This window comes from Pantoea sp. PSNIH1 (genome assembly GCF_007680655.1).
Taxonomy (GTDB): domain Bacteria; phylum Pseudomonadota; class Gammaproteobacteria; order Enterobacterales; family Enterobacteriaceae; genus Pantoea; species Pantoea eucrina.
Map to the genome: position 1 here is coordinate 1,501,863 of NZ_VEIP01000001.1, position 25,054 is coordinate 1,526,916.

Below are 25,054 nucleotides of genomic sequence, written 5' to 3' on the forward strand. Positions count from 1 at the left end.
AAATCAGGTCTCAATGAAAAAAGGCCGGTTACCCGGCCTTCTGCACTACTTTCTGTTTGGTCGTATTTGCGGAGCGGCTTTATCCAGCACGCCGTTGACAAACTTATGGCTGTCTTCAGCGCCAAACACTTTTGCCAGCTCAATACCTTCGTTGATGGCGACTTTATAAGGCACATCCGCACGCTTGCTCAGCTCATAGAGCGAGAGGCGCAGGATCGCTTTTTCTACCTGACCCAGCTCTTCAAGCTGGCGCGACAGCCAGGGTTTCATCAGGCCATCCAGGTACGCGCTGTTGGTCGCCACACCGGCCAGCAGTTCGCGGAAATAGCTAATATCGACGTCTTTGACGTCTTGTTCCGCCAGAAACTGGTATTCCACATCGGCAATGTCGTTGTTGGACAACTGCCAGGAGTAGAGCGCCTGGACAGCGCACTCACGGGCGCGACGACGAGCAGCAGGTTTCACAAAATTCCCCTTACAAAAATCAGGCTTTAATGGCTTTCAATACGTTGATCATTTCAAGTGCGGTCAGCGCGGCTTCTGCGCCTTTGTTACCCGCTTTCGTGCCGGCGCGTTCAATCGCCTGCTCGATATTTTCGGTGGTCAGAACGCCGAAGGTGACCGGGATTTCGCAGCTCATTGCCACGTTAGCGATACCGGAGCTCGCTTCACCTGCCACATATTCGAAGTGGGCAGTGCCGCCACGGATCACCGTGCCCAGCGCAACAATCGCGTCGTGCTTACCGGTATTCGCCAGCGCGCGCGCGGCCAGCGGCAGCTCATAGGCGCCCGGCACCCAGACCACGGTGATGTTTTCAGCTTTAACCTGACCGATACGCTTCAGCGCATCTACCGCGCCATCCAGCAGACTGTCATTAATAAAGTTGTTAAAACGCGCAATCACGATGGCAATTTTAGCATCAGGCGTGGCAACAGCAGCTTCGATAACGTTCATACATATCCTTTGGGTGTGTGTTTTATAGCCCCCGCAGAAGGGGGCGGATTCTATCATACTCTTTAGCCGGGCGCTCAGGCTTTTCCGTGCATGCTTAACGCAGGGTCAGGGTAAGACGCAGATCGTCACCCACTTTGCGCACATCACGAAAATCGAGGCGCGGCGCGGCGCTCAACGCCTCCAGTCCGGGGAGCGTACAGAGCCCGCGTCCGGCGTCGCCAAGCAGCACCGGTGCGATATAAATAATCAGCTCATCCACCAGTCCGGCCTGAATCAGCGCGCCCGCCAGGCCCGCTCCCGCCTCGACCCAGACACTGTTAATCTGACGCTGACCGAGCAGCATCATCATCGCGACCAGATCAAGCTGTTCGCCGCGCGGCGGCACCGCAATCTGCGTTACGCTCTCCGGCCACGCGGCGTCATCAGGAGCGGTACGCATCAGCCAGCTCTCACCCGGCTGATGAATCAGCCGGTGCTGCGGCGTCACGCGCTGCTGGCTGTCAACCACCACCCGCACCGGCTGCCGCAGAGTCTGCGTATCCAGCTGCTGGCGAACGCTGTCGCTGAGTTCATCTGCGCGTACCGTGAGTGATGGATCGTCGGCCAGCACGGTGGCGCTGCTGGTAAGAATGGCGGAACTCTGCGCGCGGAACTGCTGCACATCCCGGCGGGCGGCCGCCGAGGTGATCCACTTGCTCTCACCGCTCGCCATCGCTGTGCGCCCATCCAGTGAAGCGCCAAGCTTGAGCTGTATCCAGGGAAACCCGGTGCGCATACGCTTGAGAAACCCGCGATTGAGCGCTTCCGCTTCCGCCATCATCAGCCCGTGACTGACTTCAATTCCCGCCTGCTGCAGGCGCCAGAGACCGCGCCCTGCGACCTGCGGGTTAGGATCCTGCATGGCGGCCACCACGCGGCTGACGCCAGCGGCAATCAGCGCATCGCAGCAGGGTGGCGTCCGGCCATGATGGCTGCACGGCTCCAGCGTAACGTAGGCGGTTGCACCGCGCGCCTGCTCTCCGGCCATGCGCAGCGCATGCACTTCAGCATGCGGTTCACCCGCGCGCTGATGCCAGCCTTCGCCGACAATTGTGCCGTCACGCACGATCACGCAGCCGACGTTGGGGTTTGGCGTGGTGGTGAAACGACCGCGTCGCGCCAGTTCCAGCGCGCGCGCCATATAGCGAGCATCGGTCATGATTCAGTCCTGTAAGCGGGCGATCTCTTCGCCAAAGTCGCGGATATCTTCAAAGCTGCGGTAGACCGAGGCGAAGCGGATATAGGCGACCTTATCCAGTTTTTTTAGCTCTTCCATCACCAGATTGCCAATCAGCTTGCTGGCAATCTCACGTTCGCCGGTCGCACGCAGCTGGGTTTTAATGTGATTGACTGCGCTATCGACCGCATCAGCACTGACGGGACGCTTCTCCAGCGCCTTCATCATGCCGCTGGTCAGCTTATCTTCGTTAAAAGGCTCACGCACGTCGTTGCTTTTTACCACGCGCGGCATCACCAGCTCCGCCATCTCAAACGTGGTAAAGCGCTCATGGCAGACCAGACACTGACGGCGGCGGCGCACCGAGGAACCTTCACTGACCAGGCGTGAGTCGATCACTTTGGTATCCACAGCGGAACAGAATGGGCAATGCATGACGTTTCCTGTCGCGAGATTTTGGGCCACACAGTGTAACGCGAACTCACATTTAACAAAACAGAGGCCGCCTGCCTGGCGATTTTTTCAGCGCTCATAACCGCTTCTGCCAGCAAATTTCAAAAACGCACTACGCTTAAAGAGCCAATCCGGCACAATCACAGGAGGAACTATGGGTCTGTTTAACTTCGTCAAAGAAGCAGGAGAGAAACTGTGGGACAGCGTGACAGGCGGTGATGACTCCAGCAAAAAGCTGCAGGATCATATCAACAAGCTCGGCCTGCCAGACAGCGATAAAGTCAACGTCAATGTGCAGGGTGATACTGTAACCGTCAGCGGCGACGGCATTTCACAGGAGCTCAAAGAGAAGATTCTGGTGGCAGCGGGTAACGTTGCCGGCATCACTAAAGTGGATGATAAAGTCACCGTCAGCGACACCGCACGCGAAGCTAACCTCTACACAGTGAAGAAAGGCGACACCCTGAGCGCTATTTCCAAACAGGTCTACGGCGATCCAAATCAGTACAACAAAATCTTCGAAGCTAACAAGCCGATGCTGAGCCATCCGGACAAAATCTATCCGGGCCAGGTACTGCGTATTCCGGAATAAGGTGCGGGAGAGAGCATGAGACTCAGGAGCTTTCCGGTTCCGGCAGTGCTGTCGCTGCTGCTGCTGAGCGGCTGCAGCACTCCGCCTCCTGCCCCGCAGGTCAGAGAGCTGCATCAGGAGGTGAGCCAGCTCAATCAGCAGATGCGTCATCTCACCCGCCGCGCCAGCGCGCTGGAGCAGCAGGGCCAGCTTAACAGCCGCTCCACTCAGGGCGCATGGCTGGTGCCCGGTTCCGCGACGCCGGTTGATCTGGAGACGCAGCTGGGTACGCTGCGTCTCGCACTGCTGAACGTGAGTGCAGAAGCAAACGGCAGCCAGGCCAGCCTGGTTATCCGCTCTGCTGATGACAAGCCGGTACCCGCGCTGAGCGCGACCGTGGTGTGGGGTGAAAGCGATCCCGCCAGTGGTCAGCCGCTGGCCGCCGACAGCCTGAGTCAGCGCATCAGCGTGCCCGCCAGCCTGATGCCGCGCAGCACGGTAACAGTGCCGCTGCACCTGAGTGGCCTGACACCGGATCGGCTCGGCTATGTGCGCGTACATGAGGTAACGGCAGACGCCGCGCCATAAAAAAAGGCCCTTCCGGAGAAGGGCCTTTTTGCATCGGTCAGCGCCGGGCTTACGGCAGAATAGAAGGCTGATCGGCGCCCTCTTTTTCCACTTTCTGCACCAGCATATGCTCACGCTTCATCCCCAGCTTCAGCGCCAGCGCTGAAGAGACGTAGATGGATGAGATCGTACCGATCGTCACACCAATCAGCATCGTGAGCGAGAAGCCTTTCAGCAGCGCGCCGCCAAAGATGAACAGGATCAGGATCATCGCCAGCGTGGTGATAGAAGTGATCAGGGTACGGCTCAGCGTCTGGGTCAGCGACACGTTGGTGATATCGTAAGAAGAACCGCGACGGATCTTACGGAAGTTCTCACGAATACGGTCAGAAACCACAATCTTATCGTTAAGCGAGTAACCAATCACCGACATCAGCGAGGCAACGATGGTCAGATCGATTTCAATGCTGAACAGCGCCAGCAGGCCGCAGGTGATGATAACGTCATGCGCCAGCGCCAGCACGGTGCCCAGCGCCAGACGCCATTCAAAGCGAAACCCGATGTAGATAAGAATAGCGATCAGCGCAGAGAGCAGCGCCATCGCCCCCGCCTGCGCCAGGTCGCTACCTACGCTTGGTCCGACAAACTCAATGCGTTTTACCGTCGCGTTCTGCTGCGTGGTCTGATTGATAGAGGACAACACCTTGTTGCCCAGCTCCTGACCCGCATTGCCGGTCGCAGGTGGCATCCGCACCATCACGTCGCGGCTGCTGCCGAAGTTCTGCACCAGCGGCTCGTCAAAGCCCGCTTTTACCAGACCTTCGCGCAGCGCATCGAGATCTGCAGGTTTCTCCAGGTTAATCTCAATCACCGTACCGCCGGTGAAATCGAGTCCCCAGTTAAACCCGCGCACGCCGATAATGGCGATTGACGCCACGATCAGCAGACCCGAGATGATAAACGCCAGCGTATCCCAGCGCATAAAGTCTACGACCTTACGCCCGTGGTTCAGCTGTTCAATACTATATTCCTGTGCCACAACGCACTCCTCAGATAGACAGCTTGTTGATGCGTTTGCCGCCGTACACCAGGTTAACGATGGCACGGGTGCCGACGATAGCGGTAAACATCGAGGTTGCAATACCGATAGCGGTGGTGATTGCAAAGCCTTTGATGGAGCCGGTACCCACCGCATAAAGAATGATGACTTTAATCAGCGTGGTGACGTTGGCGTCGACGATACTGGAGAAGGCGCCTTTGTAGCCCTCATGAATCGCCTGCTGTACCGAGCGTCCGTTACGCAGCTCTTCTTTAATACGTTCGTTAATCAACACGTTGGCATCTACGGCAACCGCCAGCGTCAGCACGATACCGGCAATGCCCGGCATGGTGAGCGTGGCGCCTGGCAGCAGCGACATGATGCCGACAATCAGCACCAGGTTACACAGCAGCGCGCTGGTCGCAATCAGACCAAACTTTTTGTAGAACACCACCATAAAGATGATCGAAGCGATCAGACCCCACAGGCAGGCTTCCAGACCCTGGGTGATGTTCTGCTGACCCATAGTCGGGCCAATGGTACGCTCTTCGACAATCTGAATCGGCGCAATCAGCGCACCGGCACGCAGCAGCAGCGACAGCTGACGCGCTTCGTTCGGGTTGCTGATACCGGTGATGCGGAAGCTATTACCCAGCCGTGACTGAATGTTCGCCACGTTGATCACTTCTTCCTGCTTCGCCAGAATCGCTCTGCCGTTGGCATCTTTCTTGCCGCTGTCCTTGTACTCCACAAACAGGGTCGCCATCGGCTTGCCGATGTTGTCCTTGGTGAAGTTCGACATGATGTTACCGCCCGCGCCATCCAGTGAAATATTCACCTGCGGCTGGTTGTACTCATCCATGCTGGACGTGGAATCGGTGATGTGATCGCCGGTAAGAATGACACGCTTATAGAGCACAACCGGCTGCCCTTCCCGCGTTTTCTTCACTTCTGAGTCACCCGGCACGCGTCCATTTGCCGCAGCACCCGGATCTACGCTGGTATTAACCAGACGGAACTCCAGCGTCGCGGTGGCACCAAGGATCTCTTTTGCCCGCGCGGTATCCTGGATACCCGGCAGCTCAACCACGATGCGGTCGGCACCCTGACGCTGCACCAGCGGCTCAGCAACGCCCAGCTGGTTAACACGGTTGCGCAGGATATTAATATTCTGCTGTACCGCATATTCCCGCGCTTCGCTCAGGCGCGCATCGGTCATCACCGCGCGCATTGCATCGCTGCCCGCACTGGTGAATACCATATCGCGGTGGCGTGGCGTCAGGTAGCCGATCGCGTCATCGCGGCTTTTGGCGTCGCGGAAACGCACTTCCACACCGTAGTTAGCGAGTTTGCTGACGTTGGTATAAGGAATATTCTTTTCACGCAGATCGCTGCGCAGGCCGTCTGCATTCTGCTCCTGCAGCTTGCCCAGCGCGGTATCCATATCCACTTCCATCAGGAAGTGCACCCCGCCCCGCAGGTCCAGACCGAGTTTCATCGGTTCCGCTGCCAGCAGAGTGAGCCAGCGCGGCGTGGCCGGTGCGAGATTGAGGGCTACCACGAAATCGTCACCCAGCGCAGTTGTAAGCGCTTCGCGCGCGCGCAGCTGCACATCGGTGTTAGCGAAACGCGCCAGAATAGCGCCATTTTCCAGTGCGAGGGATTTGCTCTGAATGTTGTCTTGTTTGAGTACGTTCTGGATCTGATCCAACGTCTGCTCACTGGCGGCGCTTCCGCGCGCACCAGTGATCTGAACGGCCGGATCCTCACCATAAAGGTTAGGAAGCGCATACAGCAGGCCGATAAGAATAACGGCGACCAGCATGATGTACTTCCACAAAGGATAACGGTTTAACACGGCAGTTCCCTTCGGGAAGATAAAATTACAGCGCCTTCATCGACCCTTTCGGCAGGACGGCGGCCACGAAATCACGTTTAATCACTACTTCAGTGGTGTCGTTCAGGGCGATAGCGATATAACCGGTATCAGCAACTTTAGTGACACGACCCACCAGGCCGCCGTTGGTCAGCACTTCATCCCCTTTCGAGATGGAGTCCATCAGCTTTTTATGATCTTTGGCGCGCTTCTGCTGCGGACGCAGGATCATGAAGTAGAAAATCAGACCAAAAACCACCAGCATGATCACCAGAGAATACGGACTTCCCTGTGACGGAGCGCCCGCTGCTGCGACGGCGTCAGAAATGAAAAAGCTCATTTAATTTCCCTCATTGATAGAATAATCAGACGTTTAACGGTGGAACCGCTTTGCCCGTCCGTAGGTAGAACTCGCTAACAAAGTGCTCTAATTTACCCTCTTCGATAGCCTGGCGTAAACCCGCCATCAGACGCTGGTAATAGCGCAGATTGTGAATCGTATTCAGGCGTGCGCCCAGTATTTCGTTACAGCGATCAAGATGGTGCAAGTAGGCGCGACTGTAATTGCGACAGGTGTAACAATCACACTCCGCATCCAGCGGCGCGGTGTCATCTTTATACTTCGCGTTGCGGATTTTCACCACGCCGTCGGTAACAAACAGATGACCGTTGCGCGCGTTGCGGGTAGGCATAACGCAGTCAAACATATCGATACCGCGGCGTACGCCTTCCACCAGATCTTCTGGCTTTCCGACGCCCATCAGATAGCGCGGTTTATCCTGCGGAATTTGCGGACAGACATGTTCCAGAATACGGTGCATATCCTCTTTCGGCTCACCCACCGCGAGGCCGCCCACAGCGTACCCATCAAAGCCAATCTCTACCAGACCTTTGACGGAGACATCTCGTAAATCTTCGTAAACACCACCCTGGATAATCCCGAACAGCGCATTTTTATTACCGAGCGAATCGAAGCGATCGCGGCTGCGTTGTGCCCAGCGCAGCGACATCTCCATCGAACGTTTTGCATAATCCCAGTCAGCCGGATATGGCGTGCACTCATCGAAAATCATCACGATATCGGAGCCGAGATCGTACTGGATCTCCATCGACTTTTCCGGATCGAGGAAGATCGGATCGCCGTTGATCGGGTTGCGGAAATGCACGCCCGCTTCGGTGATCTTACGGATATCACCCAGGCTGAATACCTGGAAGCCGCCCGAATCGGTCAGAATCGGTCCCTGCCAGTTCATAAAGTCATGCAGATCGCCGTGCAGCTTCATGATCTCCTGCCCCGGACGCAGCCAGAGGTGGAAAGTGTTGCCCAGCAGGATCTGCGCACCGGTCTCTTTCACTTCTTCCGGCGTCATGCCTTTAACGGTGCCATACGTGCCCACCGGCATAAATGCCGGAGTTTCAACCACGCCGCGATCGAAAACCAGACGTCCGCGACGCGCGCGTCCGTCTGTTGTATCTAATTCAAATTTCACATTAACCTCATCAGAGAAACAGTCTGATTTACCCGACTGTAGCCGTGCCACCCGCAGGCGGCACCGGAACATTAAGGGTGTGTGCTTCCGACAGGTTCGTCAGGAGCGTGCGGATTACGGGTGATGTACATCGCATCCCCGTAGCTAAAGAAACGGTACTGTTCGGCCACCGCGCTCTGGTACGCCGCCATGGTGTTTTTATAGCCGGCAAACGCAGAAACCAGCATAATCAGCGTCGATTCCGGCAGATGGAAGTTGGTAATGAGCGCATCGATAATCTGGTAGCGATAGCCAGGATAGATAAAGATCTGCGTGTCATCAAAGAAAGGCGCCAGCGGCGCATCCTGACTCGCCTGAGCGGCGCTCTCCAGCGAGCGCACCGACGTGGTCCCTACCGCGACAACTTTATTGCCGCGTGCTTTACAGGCCAGCACCGCGTCAACCACATCCTGCGGCACCTCTGCATATTCCGAGTGCATGATATGGTCATTGATATTTTCAACGCGCACCGGCTGGAAGGTACCGGCCCCGACGTGCAGCGTCACAAACGCCATCTCCACCCCTTTGGCTTTCAGCGCCTCCAGCAGCGGTTCATCAAAGTGCAGCCCGGCGGTTGGTGCTGCCACCGCGCCAGGACGGGCGCTGTATACCGTCTGGTAAAGCTCGCGATCGGCCTCTTCATCCGGGCGATCGATATAGGGCGGCAGCGGCATATGGCCTACGCTATTGAGAATATCGAGCACCGCGCGTTCATCGGTAAAGGCGATCTCAAACAGCGCATCGTGCCGCGCCACCATGGTCGCTTTTACGCTCTCATCGTCGCCCAGCAGCAGCTCAGCGCCCGGCTTTGGCGCCTTTGAGGCACGCACGTGTGCCAGCACCCGCTTATCATCCAGCATACGCTCTACCAGCATTTCAATCCGGCCGCCGCTGGCTTTACGTCCATAGACGCGCGCCGGGATCACCCGCGTATTATTGAACACCAGCAGATCACCGGGATTAAGCTTCTCCAGCACATCGGTAAAGACACCGTGCGTCAGGGCGCCGCTCGGGCCATCAAGGGACAGCAGACGGCATCCGCTGCGCTGCGCCTGGGGATAGTGGGCAATCAGGGATTCGGGCAACTCAAAGCTAAAATCGGCGACACGCATGTATAACTTTTCCGGACTCAAAAACAGGCGGCATAGTTTAGCGGAAAAGTGGGAAATTCTGAACAACTGGCTGCAGAGACGCGATTCTGCCTATAATAGCGCATGAATTTTCTTGCTCACCTTCATCTTGCCACGCTGGCAGAAAGCTCGCTGCTGGGCAACCTGCTGGCCGACTTTGTGCGCGGCAACGTTCAGGCGCAGTGGCCGGCACCGGTTGCAGCGGGGATCGCCCTGCACCGCCGTATCGATGTGCTGACGGACAACCTGCCTGAAGTGCGTACCGCCCGGCAGTGGTTTCGTCCGGAAACGCGGCGCGTAGCCCCGATTACGCTTGATGTGATCTGGGATCATTTTCTTGCGCGCCACTGGCAGCAGTTCCAGCCCGATATCTCACTCGCCGCCTTTAGTGAGGCTGCACAGCAGCATATTGTGCCGCAGCTGGCGGGAACGCCAGAAAGCTTTATTGAGCTCAACGCGGTGATGTGGCGCGAACGCTGGTTTGAACACTACGCCGAACCGGCGCGGCTGGAGCGGGTGCTGCGCGGCATGGCGTATCGCCGTCCCCGTCTTGCGGCGCTGCGCGACTCCTATCAGGATTTTGTTGATCACTATGACGCGCTGGAAGCGCTGTTTTTTGCTTTCTATCCGCGTCTGATGGCGGATGCTCGCGCACAGCGCCTCTGAATCCATAATCCGCGCCAATACCTCCTCTCCCCTCTTGCCAGCCGCATATATCTGCGGCTTAATGAAGCCTTTCTTAACTTTACCAGACCCGGCCACACCACCATTCCGCCTGTTCAGGCACGTCTGGTTACTACACCAGCCAGAAAATGATAAGAGGGAAACATGTCATCAGCTACGTTAACTGAATTAGAGGCGCGCTATCAGTTTGCCTGCGAGGTCGCCAGAGCCGCTGGCAGTCGCGCCATGTCGTGGTATCAGCAGCGTAACCAGCTGGTTGCAGAATATAAGAAGGATTTACAGGATCTGGTCAGTGAGGCTGACCGCAACGTTGAGGAGTTAATCCGGCACCTTATCCTTGAACGCTTTCCTGAAGACGCGGTTATCGGTGAGGAGAGCGGCGGAGACGCCGGACAGGCACGCTTTATCTGGGTAGTTGACCCGATTGATGGCACCAGCAACTTTCTCAGCGGGCTGCACAACTGGTGCGTGGCGCTGGCGATTGTGTGTGAAGGCGAACCGGTTATTGGCGTGGTATGCGATCCCAATCATCAGGAGATCTTTCACGCCTGCCGGGGCAAAGGCGCATGGATGAACGAGCAGCGTATCCGGGCACACAGCGCCGGCCAGCTGAGCCAGGGGCTGTTTGGTCTGGGCTGCTCCACCAGTCAGCCTGCGGCTCCACTGCTCGACTTTATCAGCGCGCTGCTGCAGCAGGGCGGCATGTTTATCCGCAACGGTTCCGGGGCGCTGATGAGCGCGTGGGCGGCGGCCGGGCGGCTGACCGGCTATTACGAAGCGCGCATGCAGCCGTGGGACGGCCTGCCAGGCATCGTACTGATGCGGGAAGCGGGTGGAGAGACCAACCGTTATGAGCAGAATAATGGCCTGACGCAGGGCAATCCGGTGCTGCTGGCTAACGCCACGCTCTGGCCGCAGATCAATGCGCTGCTGGCGGAGCCGCTGACGTGAAATCGCTGCTGATATTGCTGCTGCTGCCGCTGCTCGCCACCGCAGCCGATCGCTGGCAGCTGGAAAAGGTGGTGGAGATCGGCCGGCACGGCGTACGTCCTCCGACGGCGGCTAACCGGGCAGAGATTGAAGCGGCCACGCAGCACCCCTGGCCGCGCTGGAGCACGGCGGATGGCGAGCTTACCGGTCACGGCTACAGCGCGGTGGTCAATAAAGGACGCTGGCAGGGTAACTACTACCGTCAGGCGGGCCTGCTCCACGCGGGCTGCCCTGACAGCCGGCAACTTTATGTGCGCGCCAGCCCGCTGCAGCGCACGCGGGCCACGGCACAGGCGCTGACTGACGGCGCGTTTCCCGGCTGCGGTGTGCCGGTGCACGTTGTTGCCGATGGGGCGGATCCCCTGTTTCAGAGCGATAAATTTCCATTTGCCCGGACCGATCCTGCCCGCGAGCAGGCAGCGATTGCCGCACGGGCTGGCGACCTTGCTGCGCTGCAGCAGCGGCTGCAGCCGGCGATCCGGCAGCTAAATGCGGCGGTCTGTGACGGCGATTGCCGCTTTTTTTCGCGCCCGTGGCAGCTGAAGCAGACCCGGAGCGGCCACAGCTATATCCAGGGATTAAGCGTCATGGCGAGCATGGTGGAAACGCTGCGTCTCGGCTGGAGTGAAAATCTGCCGCCAGAGGCGCTGGCGCAGGGGCGCCTGAACAGCGCGCAGCAGATTACAGCGCTGCTGCCACTGCTCACCGCAAATTACGATCTGAGTAACGATGTCCCTTATCTGGCACAAAAGCGCGGCTCAATATTGCTCGATGCGGCGATCGCGGCGCTCGAAGATCGTCCCGGCTCGCCCGATACCCGCTGGCTGCTGCTGGTAGCCCACGATACCAATATCGCAATGGTGCGCACCCTGATGAATTTCAGCTGGCAGCTGCCGGGCTACGCGCGCGGTAATATCCCGCCGGGCAGCAGCCTGGTGTTTGAGCGCTGGCGCGATACGCGTGACAACAGCCGCCGGCTGCGCATTTACTTTCAGGCGCAGAGTCTGGATGCGCTGCGCCAGCTCGCGCCGGTGGATCGGCAGCACCCTTTACTGCAGGCAGAGTGGCATCAGCCAGACTGTCACGACAGCGCCATCGGCACGCTCTGTCCTTATCAATCGACGCTGGCTCAGCTCAGGCAGGGAGTCGACAGCAGCGCCCTCGCCCCCGTCACATGGGCTCCCTGAGTCAGTTGCACCTTTGTTCAGCCCGCCATGCGGGCTTATCAGTTTCCCGGCCGCCTCTTCGTTCTGCTGAAGCGTTTTTATGGCTGAATTGCGATAATTCTATATTTGTCCGCTGTGACATAACGCTATGAAATTTAGCGTATTCTGAGTGCGTCAATCATCCCTTAGTTTTGACCTATTTTTCCGTTTTGGTTCTATTTTTCGGCGACAGGATGCGCCGAATACTTTTTTTCCCATAAAAAAAGTCGCCACACAGGGCGACTCTTTTCTTTTTAGCCTGACGCTCAGCGTTTCTGCTTTTTCACCAGCGGCCACGCCAGCAGCAGCAGCACAATCCAGGCAAAGCCCACGTAGAGTGAAATTCGCGTATCAGGGAAATAGCCAATCAGCGCAATGATAAAGGCGAGAAACAGCACGCCTGCCCAGGTGGTGGCACTGCCGCCCGGTACGGCAAACTGCAGCTGCGCCGCCTGCGCCTTGCCAATTTTGCGCCGGAATGCGATCTGCGACAGCAGGATCATGATCCATACCCAGACCGTGGCAAAGGTCGCCAGCGAGGCGATCACCAGGAAGACTTTTTCCGGCATCAGGTAGTTCAGATAAACGGCGATAAGCATCGCAAACATCATCACCACCACCGTCACCCACGGGATGCCGCGCGAAGAGACTTTCTGGAACACTTTAGGCGCATGGCCCTGCTGCGCCATACCGTGCAGCATACGCCCCACGCCAAACACATCGCTGTTGATGGCAGATAGCGAAGCGGTCAGCACCACAAAGTTAAGAATTGACGCCGCCGCAGCGATACCCAGATGCTGGAACGTCAGCACAAAGGGGCTGCCCTCGGTACCGACCTGATTCCACGGGTAGATCGACATGATGACAAACAGCGTACCCACATAAAACACCAGGATACGCAGCGGCACCGAATTGATCGCGCGCGGAATCGATTTGGCGGGCTCATCCGCTTCACCGGCGGTAATACCGATGATTTCGATCCCGCCATAGGCAAACATCACCATCTGCAGCGAGAGCAGCATACCCACAATACCGTGGGCGAAGAAGCCGCCGTTGCTCCAGAGATTATGGATCCCGGTCGGCGTTCCGCCGTTGCCGATGCCCCAGAAAATCATGCCAAAGCCCGCCACAATCATGATGATAATGGTGGCGACCTTAAAGAAAGAGAACCAGAACTCTACTTCGCCAAACACCTTCACGCTCATCAGGTTGATGGCGCCGATAATCAGCACTACCGACAGCACCCAGATCCAGTGCGGTACATCCGGAAACCAGACGCCCATATAGATGCCAAACGCGGTGACATCCGCGATCGCCACAATCAGGATCTCAAAGCAGTAGGTCCAGCCGGTGATATAGCCCGCCAGCGGACCGAGATAATCCTGCGCATAGCGCGAAAAGGAGCTTGATTGCGGATTGTTAACCGACATCTCCCCCAGCGCACGCATGATGATATAGGCCACCGCGCCACCAATAATATAGGCCAGTAAAACGCTGGGCCCCGCCATCCTGATAGCATCCGCCGAGCCGTAAAACAGCCCGGTACCGATTGCCGATCCCAGCGCCATAAAGCGAATATGGCGCGTGCTCAGTCCGCGTTTGAGCGTGTTGGTTTCTTGCATAACAAACAGGTCCTGTGAAAATGAAAAAACCACGGGCAAGCCCGTGGTCGGAATGAACAGCCGTGTCGTTTACTGCCGGACGACTACCTGCTGTGGTCCTTTAACGCGATCCACGACGGCAGCAATCACCATCATTGCCAGCGAAGGCGGCAGCCAGGCGAGTCCCTGATCGGCCAGCGGCAGATGCTGGCTGAACAGCGGCAGTATCTCTTTAAAGCTGGTGGTTTTGATTGCATCCACAATGCCAAACAGCAGGCTGACCAGCATGGTTGGCGCAATAATACGCGAGCTGCGGTTCCACCAGTTGAGGGTGAAGCTTAGCACTATCAGCACGATACAGGGCGGATAAATTGCTGTCAGCACCGGGATGGAGATCTGAATCAGATGGCTCAGCCCCAGATTTGATACCACCATCGAGAACAGCCCCAGGATAAACACCAGCGCTTTGTAAGAGAGCGGCAGATACTGTGCAAAGAACTCAGCGCAGGCGCAGGTCAGGCCAACGGCCGTTACCATGCAGGCGATAAAGATCAGCGCCGCGAGGAAGAAGCTGCCCATGCTGCCAAACGTCTGCTGTACGTAAGCGTGCAGAATGGCGGCGCCGTTGGCGTTCTGGTCAACCAGGCCGGCACTGCCGGAGCCGAGCTTGAACAGGCTCAGGTAGACCAGCGTCAGTCCGACACCGGCGATCAGGCCAGCCAGCATGGTGTAGCGCGTCAGCAGTTTCGCATCTTCAACGCCGCGCGAACGCGCCGCATTCACAATCACGATACCAAACACCAGGGCGCCCAGCGTATCCATGGTGAGATAGCCATTTACAAAACCGGTAGAGAACGCCGCGCGCTGATAGTCTGCCGTCGCAGGCGCAATACCGCCCGCCGGCCAGACCAGCGCGGCAACGCCGAGTATGGTCAGCGCGACAATTTTCAGCGGCGCCAGCACGTGGCCGACGGTATCCAGCAGCTTGCCCGGATAGAGGGAGATCCCGATGACCAGCGCAAAGTAAATAAGGCTGTAGATAAACAGCGGCAGCGGGCCGTCACCGGTCAGCGGAGCGATACCGACTTCAAACGAAACGGTCGCGGTACGCGGCGTCGCAAACAGCGGTCCCACGGCCAGATAGCAGACCGTCGCCAGCAGCAGACCCGCTGCTTTACCGATTGGCGAACTGAGCGCATCAATGCCGCCGCCAACGCGCGCCAGCGCGATCACGGTCATGACCGGCAGGCCGACCGCGGTCGCGAGGAAGCCGAGTGCGGCGACCCAGACGTGTTCACCAGACTGAATTCCCACCATCGGTGGAAAGATAATGTTGCCTGCGCCAACGAACAGGGCAAAGGTCATAAAGCCCAGCGCAAGGATGTCCCTCGAGGTTAAACGGTATGTCATAACTTCTGTCGTGCCTGTAGCTGATGTTGCGGTGGAAGTTGAGTTTGTGTTGTCCCCTGATTGCGCGATAACAATGGCTTAGCTGGATTACCCAGTGCGAAATGCGGGCCGAATCGAGACAGCGCAGGTGATTTAATCTGCTTTTCTTCTGTTCACAGAGGGATGAATCGACAACGGCGCAAATTAAAACGTTTATAGCGGAGAAAGACAATACAGGATCGGAAAACCAGAAGGATATCGCGCATAAGCGTATGCAGGCAGTGAATATGGGCGAAATAGCCGCTAAACACCCCAGATGATTTGTTTAAAATTCAGACAAAGCGAAAGTTGTTCTTGCATAAGTGCGGTTTCGGATGCACAAAAGGCGCGATTTACGCGCCTGTCTGCACAACTTTACACTCTCACCACACCTGTTTAGCGATATCCACTACCAGACGGATCTTCTGCCACTGCTCCGCTTCGCTCAGGCTATTACCCTCTTCGGTGGAAGCAAAGCCGCACTGCGGGCTGAGGCAGATCTGATCGAGGCTGACGTACTGCGCCGCTTCCTGCAGCCGCGCTTTGACCTGTTCAGGATCTTCCAGCGCGCCGGTTTTGGTCGTGATAAGGCCGAGTACCGCTTTCTGATGACCTGGCTTAATAAAGCGCAGCGGCTCAAATCCGCCGGAGCGTTCATTGTCATACTCCAGGAAAAAGGCATCGATATTCACGCCGCCAAACAGGATCTCCGCGACCGGCTCATAGCCGCCTTCTGATATCCAGGTCGAGCGGAAGTTACCGCGGCATACGTGCAGCCCGACGGTGAGATCGGCCGGTTTATCTGCCAGCGCCGTGTTCAGCACCTGCGCATAAGTGCGGGCCAGCGCCTGCGGATCGTCGCCGCGTGCGCGGATCTGCTCCTGCTGCTCCCCGGAGCAGAGATAGGCCCAGACGGTATCGTCCAGCTGCAGATAGCGGCAGCCGGCAGCATAAAACGCGGCAATGGCGTCTTTATAGGTCTGCGCCAGATCGGCAAAGTAGGCATCCAGATCGGGGTAAACCGTGGCGTCGATAACCTTGCGGCCGCCGCGGAAATGCAGCACGCTCGGGCTGGGAATCGTCATTTTAGCGACCGCGTCGCCGGCGATACTCTGCAGAAAGCGGAAGTGTTCCAGCATCGGATGCGCCGGATTAAACGAGACTTTACCGGTGACTTTTACACCGTGCGCTTTGGTCTGTACGCCGTTGAACTGGATCCCCTGCTCCGCTTCGAACAGCTCTACGCCATTCAGATCGCCAAAGAAATCGAAGTGCCACCACGCGCGACGGAACTCGCCGTCAGTGACAACCTGCAGGCCATTGGCACGCTGCTGCGCGACAACATCGCGAATAGCCTGGTCTTCCACTTCGCGCAGCTGCTCAGCGCTAATCTCACCACGGGCGTGCTGTTCGCGCGCCTGTTTGATCGCAGCGGGACGCAGAAAACTGCCGACGGTATCGGCGCGGAACGGGGCGTGCTGAGCGGGCATAGATTCTCCTTGCAGACCGGTAGTTGCGGTCAGGTATAATTTCTTCTGGTTATTTCAGCCATCTGGATGGCTATATGTCCAAAGAGTGCCACGCTTCCGCGCGCGGGGCAACGGAAGAATTTTCAGCAGACATGAAGAAAATTCATTTTCCTGAGCACGCGCTTGCTGCTTATTCAATGGCCGCCCGCGCAGCGGAGATTTGCGCATCGGAGAGAGGTAAATAGCCCGCTTCCGCCACCCGCCGCTGTCCCTGCGACGACAGTACCTGATGCAGAAATGCCGCCACCAGCGGCGGCAGCGGCTTGCCCGGTGGTTTGTTCACGTAAATATAGAGCGGCCGGGACCAGGGATAGCGGCCGCTGCGGATGGTATCGGCATCGGGCATGATGCTTTCGCCGGTCCGGGTGACAATCGGCACGATCTTCACACCGCTGAGATGAAAGCCAAAGCTGGCGTAGCCGATACTCTCTGGCGTGGTCGCAACCGCCTGCACCACGGCAGCCGAACCGGGAAACTCCGCCACGTCAGCGCGAAAATCGCCGCGGCAAAGCGCCTGCTGCTTGAAGAACCCCCAGGTGCCGGAGGCAGAGTTGCGGCCAAAGCGCTGGATGCGCCGCTGCGCCCACTTATCATCTGTCACGCCCGTATCGCCCCAGCGCTGCGGAACCTGCGTGCCGCCGCACAGCCGGGTAACAGAATAGAGCGCATCAAGCTGCGGCTGGCTGATACGCTGCAGCGGATTAGCCTGGTTCACCACCACGACCAGCGCATCCATGGCGACCGGTACGGCGAGCGGCGGATAGCCGTAGCGGGCAATAAACAGCTGTCGCTCATCGTTCTGCATCGGCCGGCTCATCGCGCCCAGCTGTGCGGCTCCCGCTGCCAGCGCCGTTGGCGCGGTCGAAGAGCCCGCCGCCTGTACCTGAACGTTGACGCCGGGCGCCTGCAGGCTGAAATCTTCCCCCCACAGCGTCATCAGATAGCCCAGCGTATCTGACCCGGCGCTGCTGAGGTTGCCGGCCAGCATCGCTTTTTGCGCCTGCGCCAGCACAGAGAAGAGCAGCAGAAGTGTGAACAGCAGAGATTTCAGCATGGAGCCGCCGTCAGAGAGAAGAAGAGCGCTATTGTGGCAAGCCTGCGAAAACGGCGCAATGCAGATTACCCCGCCCGCTCCTGCGCGGCCTCTTCCACAATCAGACGCGACGGCAGCAGAAAGCGAAAGCAGGTCTCCTGATGCGGCCAGCTGCTGATCTCCAGCCGCGCACCGTGATGGCTCAGCGCATGCTTGACGATCGCCAGCCCCAGTCCGCTGCCCCCGGTAGCGCGCGACCGCGCTTTATCAACGCGGTAAAAACGCTCCGTCAGGCGCGGCAGATGCTCCTCGCTGATGCCGGGACCGTTATCGCAGACTTTAAACTCCGCTCCCTGCCGCGTGCGCAGCCAGCTGATATGAATATGCGTGCCTTCCGGCGTGTGGTTAACCGCGTTATAGACCAGGTTAGAGATAGCGCTGCGCAGCTGCTCGTCGTTACCCAGTACGCGCAGGTGAGGATCGGTATGGAAGTGAATAACATGGCGCCCCTGGCTCAGCGTTTCCGCTTCGCGCTGCAGCAGATGCAGCATGGCCGGTACATCGACCCGCTCTTTGAGATCGAGCGCCGGGGCCGCCTCGATGCGCGACAGCGTCAGCAGCTGCCTGACCAGGCTGTCCATGCGCCGGGTCTGCTCCTGCATCGTGCCCAGCGCTTTGCTGCGCGTGCGCGCATTCATCGCCTCATCGTCCATCATCTCCAGATAGCCCTGCAGCACCGTGAGCGGCGTACGCAATTCATGACTGACGTTGGCAAAAAAGTTGCGGCGGGCGCCCTCCAGCTGATGCATCTGGGTCACATCGCGCGCCACCATCAGCCACTGCCCCTCGCTGTAAGGCATCACGCGGAACTCCATGTGCCGCTGATTATTCAGCACCACCGTCAGCGGCCGGGCAAAGTCGCGCTGGCGGATATAGCGGGAGAATTCAGGATAGCGCAGCAGGTTGAGAATATTCTGGCCGTTATCCTCCGGCCAGCGCAGCCCCAGATGCTGCTGAGCGAGGCCGTTGCACCAGAAAATGGTGCCCTCTTCGGTGGTGAGCACCACGGCATCCGGCAGCGACTCCGCGCCGCTGCGAAAACGCCTGATCAGGTTTCCCAGCTCGCGGCGGCGACGGCGGTTACGCAACTGCATCTGGTAGAGGCCATAAAACAGCGGTTCCCAGCTGCCGCGCCCGGTGGGCGGCGTCATTGAGCGGTCGACCCACAGCCAGTGGGAGAGCCGCATCAGATTAGTAAAGTGCCAGGCCAGAACGCCTGAGACGGCTGCCAGCAGCCACCACGGCAGATAACCAAACAGCAGGCCGAACAGCAGCGCAGGCAGACAGGCCAGCGCCAGCTCGGTCAGTAATCGCTTCCAGGAGAGGCGTTCCAGCACGGTAGCAGGCTCCGTTTAGTAGCGGGCAGAGAAACGATACCCTGTTCCGCGTACGGTTTGCACCATACGATCGTGGCCGGAGATTTCCAGTGCTTTACGCAGGCGACGAATATGCACATCTACGGTGCGATCTTCGACATAGACGTTGGTGCCCCAGACGTGGTTCAGCAGCTGTTCGCGGCTGTAGACCCGCTCCGGATGCGTCATGAAGAAATGCAGCAGCTTATATTCGGTTGGCCCCATCTCCAGCGGCGTGGTCTCTGACATCACGCGGTGTGAGGAGGGATCGAGACTCAGCCCCTGCATCTCAATCACCTCTTCGACCGCCATCGGAGAGATGCGCCGCATGACGGCTTTGATACGCGCCATCAGCTCTTTCGGTGAGAACGGCTTGGTAATGTAATCATCTGCGCCTACTTCCAGTCCACGTACGCGATCCTCTTCCTCACCGCGCGCGGTCAGCATCATGACCGGGATATCGCGCGTCATGGCTTCGCGCTTCAGATGCTTGATAAACTGGATGCCGCTGCCGCCGGGCAACATCCAGTCCAGCAGGATCAGATCGGGCCAGGGTTCAATCAGCCGGCTAATCGCGCTGTCATAATCTTCCGCTTCAATAGGCTGATAGTCGTTCTGTTCCAGCACAAAACATAACATTTCCCGGATGGGCGCTTCATCTTCCACAACCAAAATGCGCTTGGCCATTATTGCTCCTGCGAGTGTGACGGGATGTCACTAGGATATGCGGCGTCATTATGCGTCAGTTTTATGACACTTTTATGAAAAACCCGGCCGGTAAGCAAGAGATAAAAACCACCCTCGCACCGGCAAAAACGTCTTTTTTCCTTTGTGCCCGAAGCCGTTATACTGGCCGCCAGCTTTCAGGCAGGACACCCCATGCGCATTATTCATACCGCAGACTGGCACCTCGGTCAGTTTTTTTACAGCAAGAGTCGCGCCGCCGAACACCAGGCTTTTCTTGACTGGCTGCTCCGGCAAATTGCTGAGCATCAGGTTGATGCACTGATCGTGGCAGGCGATCTGTTTGATACCGGTTCGCCCCCCAGTTACGCCCGTGAAATGTTTAACCGGTTTGTGGTCGCGCTGCAGCCCAGCGGCTGTCAGCTGGTTGTGCTGGCGGGCAATCACGATTCAGTCGCCACGCTGAATGAGTCGCGCGAACTGCTGGCCTGCCTTAACACCCAGGTGATCACCAGCGCTACCCCCGGCGGTGAACAGCAGGTGCTGACGCTGACGCAGCGCGACGGATCGCCGGGCGCGCTGCTGTGCGCCATCCCCTATCTGCGCCCGCGCGATATTCTGCGCAGTCGGGCCGGTCAGTCCGGTCGCGACAAGCAGTTATCGCTGCTGCAGGCGATCGAGCAGCATTACCAGCACTGCTATAGCGCCGCCGTGGCAGAAAGAGAACGGCTGGATGAGCCGCTGCCAATCGTCGCCACCGGCCACCTCACTACCGTGGGCGTGACCAAAAGCGACGCGGTACGCGATATCTATATCGGCACGCTGGATGCGTTTCCGGCGCAGGCGTTTCCGCCCGCAGACTACATTGCACTCGGCCATATTCACCGCGCGCAGCGGATTGCCGGCACGGAACATATTCGCTACAGCGGCTCACCGATCCCGCTCAGTTTTGATGAGAGCGGACGTGATAAAAGCGTCTGGCTACTCGATTTTGGCCGCACGCTGGAGAGCGTAACCGCGCTGACCATACCCGCCTTTCAGCCGATGCAGATGCTAAAAGGTTCGATGGCAGAGATTGAGGCGCAGCTGGCCCAGTTTGCCCGCTATGAGGGATCGCTGCCGGTATGGCTGGATATCGAGATCACCACGCAGGAGTACCTCACCGATCTGCAGCGGCGTATTGAACAGCTCACGGCCACGCTGCCGGTAGAGGTGCTGCTGGTGCGCCGCAGCCGCGCGCTGCGTCAGCGCAGCCTGGAACGGCTGACAAATGAGACGCTGAGCGAACTGAAAGTCGAAGAGGTTTTTGCCCGTCGCCTGGCACAGGAGTCAGAGCTGGACGCGCAGCAGAGTGACGGACTGACCCGCCTGTTTCGCAGCGCGCTGGCCGCCCTCGAGGATCCATCCGCATGAAAATTCTGACGCTACGTTTTAAAAATCTCAACGCGCTGCGCGGTGAATGGCTGATCGACTTCCGCCAGGAGCCGTTCGCCAGCAACGGTCTGTTTGCCATCACGGGCGCTACCGGCGCCGGCAAAACCACGCTGCTGGATGCGATCTGCCTGGCGCTCTATCACCAGACGCCGCGCCTTGGCGGGCTGTCGCAGAGTGAGAATCAGCTGATGACGCGCGACACCGCCGAGTGTCTGGCTGAAGTCGAGTTTGAAATCAAAGGTGAAGCCTGGCGCGCCTTCTGGAGCCAGAACCGGGCGCGCGGTCAGGCTGACGGCAAGCTGCAGGCGCCGCGCGTGGAGCTGGCGCGGGTCGCTGATAATCAGATCGTGGCGGATAAAGTCGGCGATAAGCTGAAAGCCATAGAGTCGCTCTCCGGGCTCGATTTTGCCCGCTTCACCCGCTCAATGATGCTGTCACAGGGTCAGTTTGCCGCGTTTCTCAACGCCCGGCCCGGCGAGCGTGCCGAACTGCTGGAGGAGCTGACCGGTACCGAAATTTATGGCGATATCTCCATCCATATCTTTGAACGCTGGCGCGCGGCGCGCGGCGCGCTTGAGACGCTGCGCGCCCGTGCCGGCGGCATCGCGCTGCTGGATGAGGCGCAGCGGGCGTCGCTCACACAGCAGCTGGAGACCTTAAGCGCGGAGGAGCGCGCGCTGAATGCACAGCTTACGCAGGCGCAGACGCAGCAGCAGTGGCTGGCGCAGGCACAGCAGCTGACGCAGGAGCAGCAGGACGCTGACGCGGCGCGCCAGGCAGCGGAGCAGGCGTGGCAGCAGGCGTCCGCAGAGCGCCAGCAGCTGGCGCGCGCCGAGCCGGCAGAGAAGCTGCGCGCCGGACTGCAGCTGCGTGAACAGCTGCAGCAGGACAGTGATGCACAGCAGCAGCTGGTCCGGCAGCTACAGGCGCAGCAGCAGCAGGCTGAAACCACGCTGCAGCAGGCGGAACGCGATTATCAGCAGGCGCTGCAGAAGCGCGATGAGGCGGTGGAAGCCGGACAGCAGCTCGAAACGCTGCTGACTGAACAGGTGCTGCCGCTCGATCAGCAGATAGCGCGCACCGCGCAGCAGCTGAGTGAACAGCAGCAGCAGCTGACGCAGCAGCAACAGGCGGTCGCCCGCAGCGAACAGGCGCTGCAGCAGCAGCAACAGGTGAGTGAACGCTTACAGCTACAGCTGGCTGAACAGCAGGCGTGGCGCACGCGCGAAGCGGCTACCGCCGGCTGGGGACCGGAGCTGGCGCGCTGGCAGGCTGATATCGGACACCTTGAGGAGCGTGAACAGGCGGCGACGCAGCTTGCCGGACAGCAGCAGCGGCAGCAGCAGCAGCTGGCGCAGCTACAGCAGACGCTGGCAGCGCGTGAACAGGCGGCTAAGCCATTAGCGCAGGCGGAGACGGAGAGCCGCCAGCGGCGCGAACAGGCTGAGCAGGCGCTGACCTCTCTGGAAAATCAGCAGCGCAGCGCCGATCTGCGCAATGCTCTTGCGCGCTATCAGCAGCAGCGCGCCCCGCGTCAGCAGCTGACGCTGCTGGCCGCGCAGTGGCAATCGCTGCAACCGCAGCGCGTACAGCGGGCTGCCCGGCTGACGCAGCTGCAGCAGAGTTACCTGCAGGGTGAAGAGACACTGCAGAAACTGCGCGACAGCTGGAAGCGCGAGCATCAGGCGCTGCTCGATCTGCGTCGCCTGTGCGAACTGGAACGGACCATTGCCCGGCTCTCTGATGAGCGCGCCAGACTACAGCCTGACGCCCCCTGCCCGCTGTGTGGTTCCTGTCAGCACCCGGCGGTAGCGGACTATCAGCAGCTCCGGCCGGATGAGAATCAGCAGCGGCTTACCGCGCTGGAGACGGCAGTGGCGCAGCTGAAAGAGGCGGGCACGGCACAGGGCGAACAGCAGAAACTCTCTCTGCAGCAGCAGCAGGCGCTGGAAGAGGAGCTGGCTGAACTGGATCGCCAGCTGGCCACCATCGATACCAGGTGGCAGGCGCTGTGCACCCCGCTGGGGCTGCACTTTACGCCGGCGCAGCATGCAGAGTTCACTGCCTGGCAGCAGCAGCTGGAGGCGCAGGAGCTGACGGAGCAACAGCAGCTGCAGGCGCGTGAAGAGGCGGCGGCAGTGCTGCAGCAGGCTAAAGATGCCCATCTGCAGCAGCAGCAGCGGTGGCAGCAGCATCTGCAGGAGCAGCAGCTTGCACAGCAGCAGCGGGAGAGCGCACAGCAGCAGCTGGCCGATCTGGAGCAGCGTTTCAGAGATGAACAGCAGGCGCTGCAGCACGCTGCGGCGCGGCTGACGGAGCAGCTCGCGGCCCATCAGCTTCGCCTGCCGGAACCCGCCGGACGCGCCAGCTGGTTTGCCGCACAGCAGCAGCGCTGGCTGCGCTGGCAAGAGAGTGAGCAATTACTGACTTCTCTGCAGCCGCAGATCGCCAGAGCGGGGAGCGAGCAGCATAGCCTGCAGCAGACGCTGCAGCGTGAACAGCAGCAGCAGGAGAGCCTGCAGCACGCTCTGACGCTGATGCAGCAGCAGCAGCAGGATCTGCAGCAGCAGCGCAGCCAGCTGTTTGGCACGCGCAGCGTAACGGAGGCGCGCCGGCAGCAGCACACGCTACTGCAGCAGCTGGAACAGGCGCTGGCAGGGGCGCTGCAGCAGTGGCAGCAGGCGCAAAGCGGACTGCACAGCCTGCAGGGTCAGCTGGCGCAGACGTACAGCCAGCAGGCCGCCCTGACGGAGCGCCTGCAGCAGGCGCAACAGCAGTTCAGCCAGGCGCTGCGGCAGAGCGAATTTGCTGATGAAGCAGCACTGCACGCGGCGCTGCTGCCGGAAGAGGTGCTGCTGCCGCTGCGCGCCCGTCTGCAGCAGCTGGAGCAGCAGCGTTTGCAGCAGATTGCTCTTTATGAACAGCTGGAGCAGCGGCTGGCGCAGCAGCAGCAGCAGCGTCCCGCTGGCTTCAATGATGAACAGGCTGCCGCTCTCAGCCAGCAGCTGGAGACATTACGCCTGGCGCTGCGTGATAACGCGCGCCAGCAGGGAGAAGCGCAGCAGCAGCTGCAGAGTGATGCACACCTGCGTCAGCAGCAGCAGGCGCTGCTGGCAGAGATCGCCGCCGATGAAGCTGAGCTGGTGCAGCTGAGCCGCCTCAACGATCTGATCGGTTCAGCCAAAGGTGACAAGTTCCGCCGGTTTGCGCAGGGGTTAACGCTGGATCATCTGGTCTGGCTGGCGAATCGTCAGCTCGATCGCCTGCATGGTCGCTATCTGCTGCAGCGACGCCTCAGCGATGAGCTGGAGCTTGAGGTGGTGGATACCTGGCAGGCGGACGCAACCCGCGATACCCGGACGCTTTCGGGCGGTGAGAGTTTTCTGGTGAGTCTGGCGCTGGCGCTGGCGCTCTCCGATCTGGTCAGCCACAAAACCCGCATCGAATCTCTGTTCCTTGATGAAGGGTTTGGCACGCTGGATGCTGAGACGCTCGATACCGCACTCGACGCGCTGGATGCGCTTAACGCCAGCGGGAAAACCATCGGCGTGATCAGCCACGTTGAGGCGATGAAAGAGCGTATCCCGGTTCAGATCCGGGTGCGGAAAATGAATGGTCTGGGATACAGCAAGCTGCAGCTGCCGGGGGAGTAACCTGCGACTGATTCTGGTTCTGCAGAGAGTCAGAGGAATGCCATAGCTTTCCGCCCGGCGCG

General features: G+C 59.2%; 22 protein-coding genes. 7 read left to right on the plus strand and 15 right to left on the minus strand.

Going from position 1 to position 25,054, the window contains the following annotated elements; all coding sequences use genetic code 11:
• Positions 1–45 precede the first annotated feature (45 nt).
• The 4 genes from nusB to nrdR all read right to left on the minus strand — a co-directional run bounded on the left by nusB (position 46) and on the right by nrdR (position 2,606).
• On the minus strand, positions 46–465 hold the full coding sequence (gene nusB / locus FS690_RS07055) for a transcription antitermination factor NusB (protein ID WP_039382966.1): 420 nt from the start codon (positions 463–465) through the stop codon (positions 46–48).
• Between the two features lie 19 nt (positions 466–484).
• Entirely contained in the window at positions 485–955 is a 471-nt protein-coding gene (gene ribE, locus FS690_RS07060) for a 6,7-dimethyl-8-ribityllumazine synthase (RefSeq protein ID WP_039382965.1), read from the minus strand.
• A 94-nt stretch (positions 956–1,049) separates the two neighbouring features.
• Positions 1,050–2,153, minus strand: coding sequence for a bifunctional diaminohydroxyphosphoribosylaminopyrimidine deaminase/5-amino-6-(5-phosphoribosylamino)uracil reductase RibD (ribD, locus tag FS690_RS07065; RefSeq protein WP_145339259.1), 1,104 nt, complete (start codon positions 2,151–2,153; stop codon positions 1,050–1,052).
• 3 nt (positions 2,154–2,156) lie between these two features.
• Positions 2,157–2,606 carry a transcriptional regulator NrdR gene (gene nrdR, locus FS690_RS07070; protein WP_039382963.1) on the minus strand — a complete coding sequence of 150 codons (450 nt, stop codon included), beginning with the start codon at positions 2,604–2,606 and terminating at the stop codon, positions 2,157–2,159.
• Between the two features lie 172 nt (positions 2,607–2,778).
• Here nrdR and lysM point away from each other — a divergent pair, with 172 nt between their 5' ends.
• Together lysM and FS690_RS07080 are read left to right on the plus strand one after the other, a co-directional pair.
• Positions 2,779–3,216 (plus strand): peptidoglycan-binding protein LysM, encoded by a 438-nt coding sequence (lysM, locus tag FS690_RS07075; RefSeq protein WP_039382962.1) that lies wholly within the window; start codon positions 2,779–2,781, stop codon positions 3,214–3,216.
• A 15-nt stretch (positions 3,217–3,231) separates the two neighbouring features.
• Positions 3,232–3,783, plus strand: a complete 552-nt coding sequence (locus tag FS690_RS07080; RefSeq protein ID WP_145339261.1) for a DUF3251 domain-containing protein — start codon at positions 3,232–3,234, stop codon at positions 3,781–3,783.
• 49 nt (positions 3,784–3,832) lie between these two features.
• Here the strand turns inward: FS690_RS07080 and secF are convergent, their stop codons facing one another.
• From secF to queA, 5 genes are all read right to left on the minus strand, one after another.
• The gene (gene secF / locus FS690_RS07085) at positions 3,833–4,801 is read right to left on the minus strand and encodes a protein translocase subunit SecF (RefSeq protein ID WP_065649969.1); all 969 of its coding nucleotides are present in this window, start codon (positions 4,799–4,801) and stop codon (positions 3,833–3,835) included.
• A 10-nt stretch (positions 4,802–4,811) separates the two neighbouring features.
• Positions 4,812–6,659, minus strand: coding sequence for a protein translocase subunit SecD (gene secD / locus FS690_RS07090; protein ID WP_071668617.1), 1,848 nt, complete (start codon positions 6,657–6,659; stop codon positions 4,812–4,814).
• Between the two features lie 25 nt (positions 6,660–6,684).
• Positions 6,685–7,017, minus strand: coding sequence for a preprotein translocase subunit YajC (yajC, locus tag FS690_RS07095; protein ID WP_039382958.1), 333 nt, complete (start codon positions 7,015–7,017; stop codon positions 6,685–6,687).
• A gap of 25 nt (positions 7,018–7,042) precedes the next feature.
• The gene (gene tgt, locus FS690_RS07100) at positions 7,043–8,167 is read right to left on the minus strand and encodes a tRNA guanosine(34) transglycosylase Tgt (RefSeq protein ID WP_039385736.1); all 1,125 of its coding nucleotides are present in this window, start codon (positions 8,165–8,167) and stop codon (positions 7,043–7,045) included.
• Between the two features lie 71 nt (positions 8,168–8,238).
• The gene (gene queA / locus FS690_RS07105) at positions 8,239–9,318 is read right to left on the minus strand and encodes a tRNA preQ1(34) S-adenosylmethionine ribosyltransferase-isomerase QueA (RefSeq protein ID WP_145339263.1); all 1,080 of its coding nucleotides are present in this window, start codon (positions 9,316–9,318) and stop codon (positions 8,239–8,241) included.
• A gap of 102 nt (positions 9,319–9,420) precedes the next feature.
• Between queA and FS690_RS07110 the strand changes: the two genes are divergently transcribed.
• From FS690_RS07110 to FS690_RS07120, 3 genes are all read left to right on the plus strand, one after another.
• The gene (locus tag FS690_RS07110; protein ID WP_039382956.1) at positions 9,421–10,002 is read left to right on the plus strand and encodes an ACP phosphodiesterase; all 582 of its coding nucleotides are present in this window, start codon (positions 9,421–9,423) and stop codon (positions 10,000–10,002) included.
• Between the two features lie 162 nt (positions 10,003–10,164).
• Positions 10,165–10,971 carry an inositol monophosphatase gene (locus tag FS690_RS07115; protein WP_039382955.1) on the plus strand — a complete coding sequence of 269 codons (807 nt, stop codon included), beginning with the start codon at positions 10,165–10,167 and terminating at the stop codon, positions 10,969–10,971.
• Positions 10,968–12,197, plus strand: coding sequence for a histidine-type phosphatase (locus FS690_RS07120; protein ID WP_145339264.1), 1,230 nt, complete (start codon positions 10,968–10,970; stop codon positions 12,195–12,197). Before FS690_RS07115 ends, FS690_RS07120 begins: the two co-directional genes overlap by 4 nt.
• A 284-nt stretch (positions 12,198–12,481) precedes the next feature.
• Here the strand turns inward: FS690_RS07120 and proY are convergent, their stop codons facing one another.
• The 6 genes from proY to phoB form a co-directional block, all read right to left on the minus strand.
• A complete protein-coding gene (gene proY, locus FS690_RS07125) occupies positions 12,482–13,837 on the minus strand; it encodes a proline-specific permease ProY (protein ID WP_039382953.1) in 1,356 nt (451 codons plus the stop codon).
• Between the two features lie 69 nt (positions 13,838–13,906).
• The gene (gene brnQ, locus FS690_RS07130) at positions 13,907–15,226 is read right to left on the minus strand and encodes a branched-chain amino acid transport system II carrier protein (protein WP_145339265.1); all 1,320 of its coding nucleotides are present in this window, start codon (positions 15,224–15,226) and stop codon (positions 13,907–13,909) included.
• A 401-nt stretch (positions 15,227–15,627) separates the two neighbouring features.
• Positions 15,628–16,734 (minus strand): cobalamin-independent methionine synthase II family protein, encoded by a 1,107-nt coding sequence (locus FS690_RS07135; protein WP_145339267.1) that lies wholly within the window; start codon positions 16,732–16,734, stop codon positions 15,628–15,630.
• Between the two features lie 169 nt (positions 16,735–16,903).
• On the minus strand, positions 16,904–17,824 hold the full coding sequence (locus FS690_RS07140) for a PstS family phosphate ABC transporter substrate-binding protein (RefSeq protein WP_104085324.1): 921 nt from the start codon (positions 17,822–17,824) through the stop codon (positions 16,904–16,906).
• Between the two features lie 68 nt (positions 17,825–17,892).
• On the minus strand, positions 17,893–19,203 hold the full coding sequence (gene phoR, locus FS690_RS07145) for a phosphate regulon sensor histidine kinase PhoR (RefSeq protein WP_071668615.1): 1,311 nt from the start codon (positions 19,201–19,203) through the stop codon (positions 17,893–17,895).
• A 15-nt stretch (positions 19,204–19,218) separates the two neighbouring features.
• Complete coding sequence (gene phoB, locus FS690_RS07150; protein WP_039382949.1) at positions 19,219–19,908, minus strand: phosphate response regulator transcription factor PhoB; 690 nt, start codon at positions 19,906–19,908, stop codon at positions 19,219–19,221.
• 192 nt (positions 19,909–20,100) lie between these two features.
• Here phoB and sbcD point away from each other — a divergent pair, with 192 nt between their 5' ends.
• A complete protein-coding gene (sbcD, locus tag FS690_RS07155; protein ID WP_108569653.1) occupies positions 20,101–21,318 on the plus strand; it encodes an exonuclease subunit SbcD in 1,218 nt (405 codons plus the stop codon).
• Positions 21,315–24,992, plus strand: a complete 3,678-nt coding sequence (locus FS690_RS07160; RefSeq protein ID WP_145339269.1) for an AAA family ATPase — start codon at positions 21,315–21,317, stop codon at positions 24,990–24,992. Before sbcD ends, FS690_RS07160 begins: the two co-directional genes overlap by 4 nt.
• Positions 24,993–25,054: the final 62 nt, after the last annotated feature.

Bases quoted from the DNA above. Each gene is read 5' to 3' on its own strand.
- proY (WP_039382953.1), bottom strand. From the start codon at position 13,837: ATGCAAGAAACCAACACGCTCAAACGCGGACTGAGCACGCGCCATATT.
- phoB (WP_039382949.1), bottom strand. From the start codon at position 19,908: ATGGCCAAGCGCATTTTGGTTGTGGAAGATGAAGCGCCCATCCGGGAA.
- queA (WP_145339263.1), bottom strand. From the start codon at position 9,318: ATGCGTGTCGCCGATTTTAGCTTTGAGTTGCCCGAATCCCTGATTGCC.
- ribE (WP_039382965.1), bottom strand. From the start codon at position 955: ATGAACGTTATCGAAGCTGCTGTTGCCACGCCTGATGCTAAAATTGCC.
- ribD (WP_145339259.1), bottom strand. From the start codon at position 2,153: ATGACCGATGCTCGCTATATGGCGCGCGCGCTGGAACTGGCGCGACGC.
- FS690_RS07115 (WP_039382955.1), top strand. From the start codon at position 10,165: ATGTCATCAGCTACGTTAACTGAATTAGAGGCGCGCTATCAGTTTGCC.
- yajC (WP_039382958.1), bottom strand. From the start codon at position 7,017: ATGAGCTTTTTCATTTCTGACGCCGTCGCAGCAGCGGGCGCTCCGTCA.
- FS690_RS07135 (WP_145339267.1), bottom strand. From the start codon at position 16,734: ATGCCCGCTCAGCACGCCCCGTTCCGCGCCGATACCGTCGGCAGTTTT.
- sbcD (WP_108569653.1), top strand. From the start codon at position 20,101: ATGCGCATTATTCATACCGCAGACTGGCACCTCGGTCAGTTTTTTTAC.
- lysM (WP_039382962.1), top strand. From the start codon at position 2,779: ATGGGTCTGTTTAACTTCGTCAAAGAAGCAGGAGAGAAACTGTGGGAC.
- nrdR (WP_039382963.1), bottom strand. From the start codon at position 2,606: ATGCATTGCCCATTCTGTTCCGCTGTGGATACCAAAGTGATCGACTCA.
- FS690_RS07110 (WP_039382956.1), top strand. From the start codon at position 9,421: ATGAATTTTCTTGCTCACCTTCATCTTGCCACGCTGGCAGAAAGCTCG.
- brnQ (WP_145339265.1), bottom strand. From the start codon at position 15,226: ATGACATACCGTTTAACCTCGAGGGACATCCTTGCGCTGGGCTTTATG.
- FS690_RS07080 (WP_145339261.1), top strand. From the start codon at position 3,232: ATGAGACTCAGGAGCTTTCCGGTTCCGGCAGTGCTGTCGCTGCTGCTG.
- FS690_RS07160 (WP_145339269.1), top strand. From the start codon at position 21,315: ATGAAAATTCTGACGCTACGTTTTAAAAATCTCAACGCGCTGCGCGGT.